Annotated in this window: 12 protein-coding genes; 10 read left to right on the top strand and 2 right to left on the bottom strand. The window is 36.4% G+C overall.

Going from position 1 to position 12,210, the window contains the following annotated elements; translation table 11 throughout:
- Positions 1-551 precede the first annotated feature (551 nt).
- The 3 genes from spoIID (at position 552) to ACTYBU_RS08465 (ending at position 4,739) form a co-directional block, all read left to right on the top strand.
- A complete protein-coding gene (spoIID, locus tag ACTYBU_RS08475) occupies positions 552-1,574 on the top strand; it encodes a stage II sporulation protein D (RefSeq protein ID WP_445488856.1) in 1,023 nt (340 codons plus the stop codon).
- Between the two features lie 450 nt (positions 1,575-2,024).
- Positions 2,025-2,960 (top strand): peptidoglycan DD-metalloendopeptidase family protein, encoded by a 936-nt coding sequence (locus tag ACTYBU_RS08470; RefSeq protein WP_445488855.1) that lies wholly within the window; start codon positions 2,025-2,027, stop codon positions 2,958-2,960.
- A 171-nt stretch (positions 2,961-3,131) separates the two neighbouring features.
- The gene (locus ACTYBU_RS08465; protein ID WP_445488854.1) at positions 3,132-4,739 is read left to right on the top strand and encodes a gamma-glutamyltransferase family protein; all 1,608 of its coding nucleotides are present in this window, start codon (positions 3,132-3,134) and stop codon (positions 4,737-4,739) included.
- 271 nt (positions 4,740-5,010) lie between these two features.
- Here ACTYBU_RS08465 and ACTYBU_RS08460 read toward each other — a convergent pair whose 3' ends face one another.
- Positions 5,011-5,301 carry a hypothetical protein gene (locus tag ACTYBU_RS08460; protein WP_445488853.1) on the bottom strand — a complete coding sequence of 97 codons (291 nt, stop codon included), beginning with the start codon at positions 5,299-5,301 and terminating at the stop codon, positions 5,011-5,013.
- A 458-nt stretch (positions 5,302-5,759) separates the two neighbouring features.
- Here ACTYBU_RS08460 and spoIIID point away from each other — a divergent pair, with 458 nt between their 5' ends.
- From spoIIID to ACTYBU_RS08425, 7 genes are all read left to right on the top strand, one after another.
- Positions 5,760-6,032 (top strand): sporulation transcriptional regulator SpoIIID, encoded by a 273-nt coding sequence (gene spoIIID, locus ACTYBU_RS08455; protein ID WP_445488851.1) that lies wholly within the window; start codon positions 5,760-5,762, stop codon positions 6,030-6,032.
- 740 nt (positions 6,033-6,772) lie between these two features.
- Positions 6,773-7,774 (top strand): rod shape-determining protein, encoded by a 1,002-nt coding sequence (locus ACTYBU_RS08450; protein WP_445488850.1) that lies wholly within the window; start codon positions 6,773-6,775, stop codon positions 7,772-7,774.
- Between the two features lie 465 nt (positions 7,775-8,239).
- Positions 8,240-9,058: a flagellar hook-basal body protein gene (locus tag ACTYBU_RS08445; protein ID WP_445488848.1), complete on the top strand. Its 819-nt coding sequence runs from the start codon at positions 8,240-8,242 to the stop codon at positions 9,056-9,058.
- Between the two features lie 40 nt (positions 9,059-9,098).
- Positions 9,099-9,926 carry a flagellar hook-basal body protein gene (locus ACTYBU_RS08440; RefSeq protein WP_445488847.1) on the top strand — a complete coding sequence of 276 codons (828 nt, stop codon included), beginning with the start codon at positions 9,099-9,101 and terminating at the stop codon, positions 9,924-9,926.
- Between the two features lie 154 nt (positions 9,927-10,080).
- The gene (locus ACTYBU_RS08435) at positions 10,081-10,362 is read left to right on the top strand and encodes a DNA-directed RNA polymerase subunit beta (RefSeq protein ID WP_445488846.1); all 282 of its coding nucleotides are present in this window, start codon (positions 10,081-10,083) and stop codon (positions 10,360-10,362) included.
- Positions 10,363-10,531: 169 nt separating this feature from the next.
- The gene (fabZ, locus tag ACTYBU_RS08430) at positions 10,532-10,969 is read left to right on the top strand and encodes a 3-hydroxyacyl-ACP dehydratase FabZ (RefSeq protein WP_445488845.1); all 438 of its coding nucleotides are present in this window, start codon (positions 10,532-10,534) and stop codon (positions 10,967-10,969) included.
- Positions 10,970-11,284: 315 nt separating this feature from the next.
- Positions 11,285-11,593 (top strand): hypothetical protein, encoded by a 309-nt coding sequence (locus ACTYBU_RS08425; protein WP_445488843.1) that lies wholly within the window; start codon positions 11,285-11,287, stop codon positions 11,591-11,593.
- A 162-nt stretch (positions 11,594-11,755) separates the two neighbouring features.
- Here ACTYBU_RS08425 and ACTYBU_RS08420 read toward each other — a convergent pair whose 3' ends face one another.
- Positions 11,756-12,190, bottom strand: a complete 435-nt coding sequence (locus ACTYBU_RS08420) for a YwpF family protein (protein WP_445488842.1) — start codon at positions 12,188-12,190, stop codon at positions 11,756-11,758.
- Positions 12,191-12,210 lie beyond the last annotated feature (20 nt).

Here is a 12,210-nt window from a genome sequence, read left to right as displayed (position 1 = left end):
TCTTCAAAGGTTCAAAGGATGCAAGACAATTAACATCTCCACATTGTGGAGTATTTCATTATCTTCTTTCAGTATATCCAGGCACGACGTACAAAGTAATCATGTTTTTGTTCTAAGATCAGAAAGTACAAGTTTTTTGATGTCTGAGAAGTGTCTAGCGCAAGCGCCCTATCGACTTCAACGCTTCTCTCACCTCGCTTGCGTAGTCAACATCGACGCTTGCGCTTTTCTAATTTCATAATATGAGGAAATTATGTATATACTGTTAGAAAGGAAAAAGGGTATTACTGAAATAATATGCAAAAGTTAGGTGCATAGAACAACATTTAAAATTCAAGAAGAAGTCGTTTTCTACCTAATTTCTAGTCATAAAAGCATGTCCTATTCCATATGAATGTTTAAGAAGAGATCGATTTTATTTAGAAATAAGAAAGCGTGTTATTTCGTAAATTAGGGGCCAGATTATTGTAATTTAAGTCGAGAGGTCATTTTCTGTACGTGATATCCAAGACCTTGCCGCTTTTCTTATTCGTTCATATGGAGGCTTAGACATGATTAAAATCAAACCATTCATCGTACTAGGAGCAATTCTGTTTGCTATCACATTATTAATTCCTTCTATACTCGTCCTTCCTTTTATGGAGGCAAAGGTTAGCGGAAGGTTGGGAGAGCATATTCAAAAAACAGATAATACAAAAAAAGCGTCAGAGCCTTCCGTTGAAGTAGCTGTCTATAGGGAAGCGACAAAAACGATAGAAAAGGTAGATCTAGATGAATATGTTCTTGGCGTCGTTTCGTGTGAAATGCCAGCAGATTTTAAACCAGAAGCACTAAAGGCTCAAGCCTTAACTGCAAGAACGTATATTGTAAAGAAGCTGGAAAGCGGCGGTGTATCAAAGCTTCCAGACGGAGCAGTAGTGGATGACACCATAAATGATCAAGTTTTTAAAAGCAAGGATGAATTAAGAAAATTATGGAAAGCTTCTGAATATAACTGGAAGATCAAAAAAATTGAAGAAGCCGTTGCAGCTACTTCGGGGAAAATTCTGACATATGACGGAAAACCCATTGATGCAACTTTTTTTTCTACAAGCAATGGCTACACAGAGAATTCAAGCGCTATATGGCCAAATGCTCTCCCGTATTTAACAAGTGTGGCAAGCCCTTGGGATAAAAACTCCCCAAAATACAATGGAAAAAAAGTTCTTTCCATCGGAGAATTTGAACAAAAGCTTGGAGTGAACATATCAAATAGCAAAGAAATCGGATCAATTACTGAAAGAACAGCTGGAAACCGTGTAGCAAAGGTCAATATAAATGGGAAGATATTAACAGGAAGTGAGATAAGAGAAAAACTCGATTTAAAATCCACAGATTTTAAATGGGTACGCAAAGGAAACGAGATTGTTATTACAACAGAGGGCTATGGCCATGGTGTTGGCATGAGCCAATATGGAGCAAATGGAATGGCTGCAGAAGGAAAGACATATAAGGAAATAGTCAAGCATTATTATAAAGGGGTCCAAGTAGCAGATGCCAGCAGTATATTAACCAAATATACAGCAAAAAAATAGCACCTGCAATGAAGCAGAGGCTGTCTACAAAATTAGTTGATAAAACTACTTTTGTAAACAGCCTTTTTCTTTTTAGTCAGAAAACGATAAAGAAATATGCGCTTCTTATCAGGTATAATCAAATTCGCACCATGGCACATAAAAAGAAGCAGTTTCCACTATTTATATAGCACAGAGCAGCCGGAATACATGAAGACTCCTACGGGATTAGCGGGACAGGTGAGACCCCGCAGGAGTGAAGCTCCGAGGAAAGCGACGTGTATACCGGCTGCGGACTATTTAAGTTTGCTTCTTGTCAGCAGAGCTTTATCTAAAAAATATCATAAACTTTTTAAAAAAATCATGTATAAAAAACAAAGTATTGTCGAAAAATAACTTTAAAAAATTTTTTTAGAAAAATGTATATAATCTTCATTATCTGTTCAGAATGATTGCTGAGGTGATGATAAAATGAGAGAGGAAGAAAACAAACGGACTTCTCCAAATTCAAAAGTAAAACGCTTTTTCAAAAAGCGTTGGGCATTCCCAGCCGTTTATATTGCAAGTGCAGCCCTTATTTTAACAGGTGTTCTTTGGTATCAAAACAGTGCATCAAACAGCGATGATTATAAATATGATGCAACTGATTCTCCAACGAAACAGTATAATGATCCAGGGCTGCCAGTGAGTAAGGATTTAGAAAATTTTGCTTGGCCAGTAGCTGACCCAAATGCAGTTGTTACACAAAAACAATTTTATGACAATGCAGAAAGCAAAGACAAACAAGTAGATGCATTAGTATTCTATGATAATATGTACCAACCGAATACAGGCATCGATTTAAAAATGAAAGATGACAGTGAATTTAATGTAGTTGCATCTTTAAGTGGAACTGTTACAAATGTAACAACAGATCCAGTGTTAGGAAATACAATTGAATTGGACCATGGCAATGGCATTAAAACAGTCTATCAATCAATAAAAGATTTTAAAGTCGAAAAAGGCGACCAAGTAGACAAAGGACAAACTCTTGCAACAGCTGGTAAAAGTTCTTTTAATAAAGAAGCCAGCGTTCATGTGCATTTTGAAATTCGCAAAAATAATGTGGCTGTAAATCCGATTGACTTTTTCGATAAATCATTAAGTGCATTAGAAAAAGACGATTCGATTGGTGCAAGCACTTCTACAGAGGAAAATGCTTCAGTAGAAAAAAACCCGAGTGACGAAGATTCTACACTAGATGAAAGCAGTACAGAACCAAGTTCAGAAGGGGCATCTTTAGAGGAAAACGACTCTAAATCTAGTGATGATGCTATCTTACAGGAGAAAAAATCAACTGATTCAACTGAATCAACAACAGATGAAACCAATTCTGATAGCAGTGAAATAACAGATCCTAACGCATAAAAAAGATACAATAGTCTGGTGCTTCTTATTTGCAGGAAAAAACAAGCAAATAAGAACGCCGGGCTATTTTTTTTAAATCAAAACAGAAGCATTTTTTAATAGTATTTGAATAACTCTAAATGTTATAATATTTCGAAAAACGAAGTTATTGTAAATGGAGGAGATTGTATTATGTCTTATTCAGTTTATCCGTACAAATCGCAGAGAATGACAACTGTAGCAAAAAATGGAATGGTGGCAACAAGCCAGCCTTTAGCAGCACAAGCTGGTTTAGATATGCTAAAAAAAGGTGGAAATGCGGTCGATGCAGCGATAGCAGCGGCGGCATGTTTAACCGTTGTTGAACCAACATCAAATGGTATTGGCGGCGATGCCTTTGCACTTGTATGGATGAAAGACAAATTATACGGATTAAATGGAAGCGGACCGTCTCCTCAATCCATCTCCTTGGATGATGTAAAGAAAAAAGGACATAAAACAATGCCGGCATATGGGTGGGTACCTGTTACAGTTCCTGGTGCTCCGTCTGCATGGGCGGAATTATCAAAGCGTTTTGGGGGTTTGCCATTAACAGAAGTACTTAAGCCGGCAATTGAATATGCTCGTAATGGATATCCGTTATCCCCTGTTTTAGCGAAATATTGGAATCGGGCGTATCAGATGTATAAAAAGCGGTTTAGCAGTCAGATGGAGTTTGCAGAATGGTTTCGCATTTTTGCTCCAAATGATAAAGCGCCGGAAGTAGGAGAAATATGGAAGTCTGAAGATCATGCAAATACCTTGCAGAGTATTGCAGAAAGCAAGGGAGAAAGTTTTTATCGCGGGGAAATTGCCAAAAAAATCGCACAAGCTTCTAAATTAGGGAATGGCTACATAACAGAACGGGATTTGGCAGACTATCAAGCAGAATGGGTGGATCCGATTTCTGTTGATTATCATGAACATAAAATTTGGGAAATACCGCCTAATGGACAAGGCTTAATCAGCTTAATGGCTTTGAATATACTGAAAGAATATAAGTTTCCTTATAGAGAAGATGTTAATGGCCTTCATATACAATGGGAGGCAATGAAACAAGCATTTACGGACGGCAAACATTATATTACAGATCATGCGTTAATGAAGACAAAAGTAGAACAGCTCTTATCAGACGAATTTGCTGCTGCAGCAAGGGCAAAGATTACAGGTAGTGCGAGAATTCCAGAGCCAGGAACTTTGCCCAAAGGGGGCACCGTTTATTTAGCCGCAGCTGACAAGGATGGAAATATGGTTTCTTTCATTCAAAGCAACTATATGGGATTTGGTTCGGGAATCGTAGTTCCAGGAACAGGAATAAGCCTGCAAAATAGAGGATATGATTTTTCATTAAATCCAGAGCATGAAAATGCATTGGGACCTTCAAAGAAAACGTATCATACCATTATCCCTGGTTTTATTACGAAAGGAGAACATGCGGTAGGTCCATTTGGCGTAATGGGAGGCTATATGCAGCCGCAAGGGCATGTTCAAGTGGCAATGAATATGATTGACTTTGGCCTAAATCCACAGAGTGCTCTGGATGCGCCAAGATGGCAGTGGATAGAAGGAAAAAAAGTGGAGGTAGAACAAGATTTTCCTAATCATTTAATTCAACAGCTTGCTGAAAAAGGGCATGAAATAAAAGTGAACCATGAAGCAGGAAGCTTTGGCAGAGGACAGGTCATTACAAGAGATCCTAATACTGGGGTCTTATTTGGAGGGACAGAATCAAGAACAGATGGAACCATTGCCAGCTGGTAAAAAGATAATCAAGTAAGGCGGTAAAAAAGAAAAATAAAACTCCAAAAGTGGGGGATGAAGAAAACCCCCACTGATGGAAAGGTTCGCTTTATTTTACAGGATGTAAATAAACGAAACGTTAGGTCAGGATGTGGCGATTTTAGTCTGTGTTCCTAAATAAGGATAAAAATTGACAAATTTCTCGGGAAATAATGATAACCATAAAGTCGAAATAAGTAAAAAGTTAAAGCAAGTCAACTCTATTAAATCCATCATTAATAGAAGAATTTTTTCAGAAGGTGATAGACGGCTGGCTGAAGGAATCAGTAGTATTCTCCGATTCAGCTCCTTCATAACCTCCACTCCAAGAACCCCCGCTAGTAGAAGAGCCATTATTTTGACTGCTGTTGTCAGTTGAAAAAGGGTTTTGACTATTTGGCATTGTTTGTTCTGGCTGATTATTGTATTCCTCATCGTCACTTTTTCCGGTTGAATCTGATTTGTTCAAAAAACCAATAAAGCCCGTAAAAGCAGCAACACTTGATAATCCAATTATCCATTTTGTTCTTTTTCGATTAGCCATCGTTTATTCCTCATTTCTTTACATGATGGTCCCGCCATCTTGTTTATCATTTTAAATAAAGAATCCTTAATAAATGCTTAAATAATGTAAATGAAAAACAAAAAGGAAAGAAAATTCTGTACTTTTGAGGGAAAATTGAAGTTTTTTTTAAAAAAATAAGACAAAACCTTGTCCGTATTCATTATTTTCTGCATAAAGTCTTACCCAAGCTAATAAAATGTTACAAACCTTACAAAGAGGAAGTTTGGAGTGAGGAATCGTTTACAGATAATGGATATGCAGTCGAGGATGTGTTTTAATCATAATAAGTTCAGGAAGCGCTATAAGCTTTCTGCCGCATGAGGAATAAGTCATTTTATAGAGTAAGAAAGGAAACGTGCGGGATGAAGAATTTCGATGAAGCGAAAAGCGAGTCTCATTTCACACTTCTCACATCCAATTTAAGGAGGGCGAGTGGTGTGCACGATTACATCAAAGAGAGAACTATCAAGATTGGAAAGTATATCGTGGAGACGAGAAAAACAGTTCGCGTTATTGCGAAGGAGTTTGGCGTATCCAAAAGTACAGTCCATAAGGATTTAACCGAAAGGCTTCCTGAAATTAACCCGGATCTTGCAAATGAAGTGAAAGAAATTCTTGACTATCATAAATCCATAAGACATCTTCGTGGTGGGGAAGCAACAAAAATGAAGTATAAAAAGGAAGAAGAATTAGAAGGGGAAACAGTATAATTAAGGATATCAGCAAAATACATGAAAGAAAGTTGTCTCAACACCTCTATCGATGGAGGCTCTCTCCATCGATAGAGAAAAAAATGAATATCAATGAATAGATAGTTCCACTTTATTCTTTTCCGATAAAAGTTAAGAAGAGAATAAAATGGAGCTATTTTGTGTGGAATATGGAAGTTGATCGATAATAAAATAATGCTGGATACGAACATTTTTGAATAGAGTTTAGGCAATAATAATAAAATGGGAAAAAACATGCTTAAATACCGCTAATTTTTTACAAAAAGTTATTTCTTTTAGCATGGTTATGATAAAATAGAAAATTAGAGTGGGACAATATGCATACAAATTAAACAGTTGTGCATGGATACATTTGAAATATTACTTCGATAATGAAACAAAAACAAAAACGATGCGTTTTATTTATATAGAACGATTGTTATCCATTAAAAAAAAGTTTTTTCATGCGAAATAAATGGAATGCAATGATTAAAAGAAACGAAAAATGAATGAAGTGGTATCCATAAGAATAATTTATTGTTTAATACATAAGCAAAATACACACTTTATCTATTCCCTTACATGTATTGCAAGGAAATTATTTATATTATTCAAAAAGTGTCGATTTGTGTCGTTGGACATTTCATATAAAAGCGCTTTTGTTCTAAGCATGAAAAAATAGCAAAAAGAATGTAGCGAATCATAAAAATGATGCGAAAAAAACGATAGGAGGAAAAAGAATGTTTGCTAGAGATATCGGCATTGATTTAGGAACAGCAAATGTATTAATTCATGTAAAAGGTCGGGGAATTGTATTAAACGAGCCTTCCGTAGTGGCTCTTGATAAAAATACAGGAAGAGTACTTGCAGTTGGGGAAGAAGCTCGCCGCATGGTTGGCCGTACACCAGGAAATATTGTAGCTATTCGTCCATTAAAAGACGGTGTTATCGCAGATTTTGATGTAACAGAAGCGATGTTAAAACATTTTATTAATAAATTAAACGTGAAGGGTTTTTTATCAAAGCCTAGAATTCTTATTTGCTGCCCAACAAATATTACAAGTGTGGAACAAAAAGCAATTAAAGAAGCGGCAGAAAAAAGCGGCGGAAAAAAAATCTATTTGGAAGAAGAGCCAAAAGTTGCAGCAATCGGCGCTGGAATGGATATTTTTCAGCCAAGTGGAAATATGGTAGTCGATATCGGTGGAGGAACTACAGATATTGCCGTATTATCAATGGGTGACATTGTTACATCTTCCAGCATAAAAATGGCTGGAGATAAGTTTGACAACGAAATTTTACAGTATATTAAAAGACAGTATAAGCTTTTGATTGGTGAACGCACTGCTGAGAATATTAAAATTAATATCGGAACCGTATTCCCAGGGGCAAGAAAAGAAGAAATGGATATTCGCGGACGTGATATGGTTTCAGGACTTCCAAGAACGATTAAAGTTCACTCAGATGAAATTGAGGCTGCATTGAAAGAATCTGTAGCGGTTATTGTACAGGCAGCAAAAAGTGTCCTTGAAAGAACTCCGCCTGAACTTTCAGCAGATATTATTGACAGAGGGGTTATTTTAACAGGAGGCGGCGCGCTGCTTCATGGAATTGATCTGTTATTAGCAGAAGAATTAAAAGTACCTGTATTAGTCGCAGAAAATCCAATGGATTGTGTAGCAATCGGAACAGGCATCATGCTGGATAATATCGATCGCTTACCGAAAAAGAAATTGGGATAATCTAAAGTTTTTTATAAAAACTATTACTTGCCATCCTTAAAAAAGCATTTATTATTAAAATCGGCTGTTTTGGAAAATATTCCTGGTCAGTCGATTTTTTAATAAGATAAGAAAGTATAAGTTTTCTAAAGTCAGAAAGCTGTCTAGCTCCAGCGCCTATTGCCTATCGAACTTCAGGTCATCTCCCTACGATAAGTCAACATCGAATCACTACGTTCTTCGTGTTTCCTTTATCTCAGTCGAAGCCCTTCCAGTTCGTACGGCAATGAGCAAGGCGCTTGCGCTTTTCTTAATAGGAAGCATTTTGTAGAAAATGGTAAAAATTAATAGCGATTTTTGCTAGTTTTCGGCAAATTACTGCTGTTTTCTCTTCTTATTTTTTTTATAATAAGAAGTATATAGATTAGTTCGACATATTTTGAAGGTACTTACGAACAATTACCATTAAAAAGAATGGAGACAATTATGTTTAAAGGGTTTTATACTGCAGCATCTGGAATGTTGACACAGCAAAGAAAAACGGAAATGTTGACGAATAATATGGCAAATAGCAATACACCTGGATTTAAAGCAGACAATTCTAGTATCCGTACGTTTCCTGAACTTTTACAGCAACGTGTAGAGGCGAATACTTTTGCAGATCCGGCAAAAAAAACAACTATTGGTTCACTTGCAACGGGTGTTTACATGCAAGAGGCAATTCCGAATTTTGTACAGGGGGATGTGCAGCAAACAGATTTGAAAACTGATTTGGCACTTGTCAATAATACGGTTCCTGGAGATGACAACAATAAGAACGGCTCTCTCTTCTTTATTATTCAAGATGCAAATGGAGAAATGCGCTATTCAAGAAATGGTAATTTTACAGTAGATGGACAAGGTTTTTTAACAGCGTCTAACGGATATTATGTACTAGATGACAATAATAATCCCATTCAGCTTTCAAATGATGATTTTACTGTTTCAAATGACGGGATTTTAACAGGCAACAATGGAGTGGAATACCGTTTAGGAGTTGCATATACAGAGAATCCACAAGGACTTGTAAAAGCGGGTGACGGACTTTATCGGCAACAAGACGGTGATATCCTCGAATCTGCATATAATGCGAACGGAGTAACTTTTCAGTTGAAACAAGGATTCTTGGAAAATTCAAATGTTGATACGGCAAAAACAATGACAGAAATGATGGCAGCGTATCGGTCGTTTGAAGCAAATCAGAAAATTCTTCAAGCTTATGATAAAAGTATGGACAAAGCCGCAAATGAGATTGGCAAAGTCTAAATAAGGCAGTAGCGAATACACCCACTTAGGGGGAATGCACATGAATAGAACAATGGTTACAGCAGCAAATACACTAACACAAATGCAGCAGCAAATGGATACGATAAGTAGCAACATAGCAAATGTAGATACCAATGGATATAAGAAAAATAATACAACATTTACTGATTTGCTTTTTCAACAGTTTAACAATCAAAAAAATGCCGATATGGAATTGAACCGTCTTACTCCTAATGGCATTCGGCAAGGTGTTGGGGCAAAAGTAGCACAGTCTCAAACAGTAATGTCGCAAGGAGCGCTTAAAACTACCGAGCGTTCATTGGATACTGCCTTTACGAAAGAAGGGCAATTGTACCGTATCCTTGTAAATAATGGGGATGCTTCTGAAGTACAATATACAAGAGATGGAGCTTTTTATTTATCACCTGCTTCAAATAATGAAAATATGCTTGTAACAAAACAAGGATATCCAGTTTTGGATGAAAATGATAATCCAATCATTCTTAATAGCAATACAAAAGAATTTAAGCTATCAGGAACTGGAACACTTACTGCAGTTTTGCCTGATGGAACAGAACAAAATGTAGATCTTGGTGTATCCTATGCAAATTATCCCCAGCTTTTAGAAAAAAAAGGCGATAATTTATTCGGACTTTCAGCGAATATGGCAAATGATAATGCTTTGACACGATTAGATGGGCAGCTAAGAGGACAGATTGCTTTACAGCAAAAAGCATTAGAGAATTCAAATGTCGATATAAGTAAAGAAATGATCAATCTTATAACAACACAACGATCTTATCAGTTTCAAACAAGATCCATCACAATCGCCGATCAAATGATGGGATTAGTAAATGGAATTCGTTAAATGGCGATAAGAATAGGAACATAATCAGACCAAAAAGGTCTAGTTGAGGTGTAGAAAAAGCCCTACACACTGGGAAAAGCAGCGTTTGGATGAAAGAGATTCGACAGAACAGAATCCCAGACCTTTGGAAGAACCTCTAAAAGGAGAAAAGATAATGTCAGTAAATAGCAGTAGCCAAGAAGTAATTAAAACAAGGGAGCAGATAAAAGCGGAACGTCAACAGCAAGAAGAAGGTAACAACACTGCCGCAAGAAAAAAAATAAGGGTCCGTCTTATTCCCATTTGGCTCCGGATCCTGTTGGTTCTAGTATTAGTGGCATTAAGCGCTAGTGCAGGCACTGTAATAGGATATAGTGTAATGGGAAATGGAAAAGCAAGTGATGCATTTAAAAAAGAAACTTGGACGCATATTGGTGATTTAATTAATAAAAAATAAAAACAGCCATTATATGAATGCTTTTTGAATAGTATAAAGAATAAATAAATCAGGTTGAAAGCAAAAACAAATGTCTGCAATCTGAAATAGAAGGAAGGGATTTCCCTTCCTTTTTTATACCACTTTCTATACAATAAGATATAACCACATATTAGTAGGAGGTCATAAAATGTTAGATATAAATCAAATAAAAGAAATTATTCCACATCGCTATCCATTTTTATTAGTAGATAGAATCTTGGAAGTAGAAGAAGGAAAACGAGCAGTTGGAATTAAAAATGTATCTGCCAATGAAGAATATTTTAATGGGCATTTTCCAGATTTTCCAGTCATGCCTGGTGTTCTTATTGTGGAAGCATTAGCCCAAGTAGGCGCAGTAGCAATGCTGATAAAAGAAGAAAATAAAGGAAGACTTGCTTTTTTTGCTGGTGTAGATAACTGCCGTTTTAAAAAACAAGTATATCCAGGTGACCAACTTCGTTTAGAAGTTGAAATGACTCGTGTTCGCGGGAGTTTTGGAAAAGGGAAATGTGTAGCGACAGTAGACGGTGAAATTGCGTGTGAAGCAGAGATTATTTTTGCTTTGGGTGATAAAAAGGAAGGATGACAGTTGTCATTCAGGCTGTTGAAAAACGTTCGCTCTCTTCGTCACTTCCCGTTTTCTGCGGTGCTCATTACCCAAAAACGGTAACTCCGCTCTTCGAAAAAAGTCGTTTCTTGATAGACAAACGTTTTCAATCAGCCTGAAATTTTGCAACCTTACTTTTTCGACTCTCTGGATGACATTCTTTTTTTGTTGAGGGGTTTTTAGGAGTTTACTGGTAAATATATTTTGTATGCAACTAGTTCTTTTTCTTTGGACATGATAATTATTGACCAATTGCAATAGGTTGAAAATTATTAAAAGAAAAGGGGTAAAACGATGAGTAATAAATGGTTGAAAATATTAGGATGTTCTTTATTGTCTGCAATGTTTCTTACAGGGTGTTTGAATAATGATAATGATCAAAAGCCTGCTCCAGAAGATGATAATAACATTGAAGATAATGTAGATGATAACAACGATGTAGTGCCAGATGCCGATTTAGATAATGATAATGATAATGAACCAGATGTACCAGATCAAAACACAGATACCGATGGCGATGCAACAATAGACAATAATGATCCAGGTGAAGATATAATTGAAGATAATAAGGATGTAAAAGATAAAGATAATCGAGACGAATAATAAGTAGGAGATGACGGGTGCTCTAATAAGCAAAAGCTCCCTCATTGACACGAAAAAGACAGTTTGCCTTGCTCGTAAAAAGGAAATAAGAAATATTCTATCAGTGTCTTCTTGGACATTGCTGGAATGTTTCTTATTTTATGGGGACAGCCAATAGCCTAATTAGGCGTTTTTATCCAAAAATGCCTGAGGGTTGCTCTGCATTAGCTTTTTAAACTCACTAGACAATTCTTCTCCCGTGTAGCCTTCTTCCAACAAATAATCAAGGAGCATTTCTGCATAATCTTTCCGGTTGCGCTTTAAGGTGCCCTCTAAAAGAATACTCACAGTATGTTCAAAAATTTGAATTGACCGAACTTCTACTTCAAAAGGAGCTGGGTCATTCTCTTTTTTTGTTATTACTGCATGAACCAGCATATCTTTTTTTTCCTCGTTTATTTTTTGAAATAAATCAACAGAAGAGTGATTGGAATAGATATCAATCAGCCAATGATTATGGTCATCTTCTTTATTTATAATGAGCCCGTCCACTAATTCAATGGGAATAATTTTATCATCAATAAGCACTTGTATAGAAATTAATTTAAATGTTTTCATGAATTTGCCTCCCAGCATAC

This window comes from Niallia sp. 03133, assembly GCF_052663225.1.
This window is presented reverse-complemented; position numbering and strand designations above follow the sequence as displayed.

Bases quoted from the DNA above. Each gene is read 5' to 3' on its own strand.
- spoIID (WP_445488856.1), top strand. From the start codon at position 552: ATGATTAAAATCAAACCATTCATCGTACTAGGAGCAATTCTGTTTGCT.
- ACTYBU_RS08470 (WP_445488855.1), top strand. From the start codon at position 2,025: ATGAGAGAGGAAGAAAACAAACGGACTTCTCCAAATTCAAAAGTAAAA.
- ACTYBU_RS08465 (WP_445488854.1), top strand. From the start codon at position 3,132: ATGTCTTATTCAGTTTATCCGTACAAATCGCAGAGAATGACAACTGTA.
- ACTYBU_RS08460 (WP_445488853.1), bottom strand. From the start codon at position 5,301: ATGGCTAATCGAAAAAGAACAAAATGGATAATTGGATTATCAAGTGTT.
- ACTYBU_RS08450 (WP_445488850.1), top strand. From the start codon at position 6,773: ATGTTTGCTAGAGATATCGGCATTGATTTAGGAACAGCAAATGTATTA.
- ACTYBU_RS08445 (WP_445488848.1), top strand. From the start codon at position 8,240: ATGTTTAAAGGGTTTTATACTGCAGCATCTGGAATGTTGACACAGCAA.
- ACTYBU_RS08440 (WP_445488847.1), top strand. From the start codon at position 9,099: ATGAATAGAACAATGGTTACAGCAGCAAATACACTAACACAAATGCAG.
- ACTYBU_RS08435 (WP_445488846.1), top strand. From the start codon at position 10,081: ATGTCAGTAAATAGCAGTAGCCAAGAAGTAATTAAAACAAGGGAGCAG.
- fabZ (WP_445488845.1), top strand. From the start codon at position 10,532: ATGTTAGATATAAATCAAATAAAAGAAATTATTCCACATCGCTATCCA.
- ACTYBU_RS08425 (WP_445488843.1), top strand. From the start codon at position 11,285: ATGAGTAATAAATGGTTGAAAATATTAGGATGTTCTTTATTGTCTGCA.
- ACTYBU_RS08420 (WP_445488842.1), bottom strand. From the start codon at position 12,190: ATGAAAACATTTAAATTAATTTCTATACAAGTGCTTATTGATGATAAA.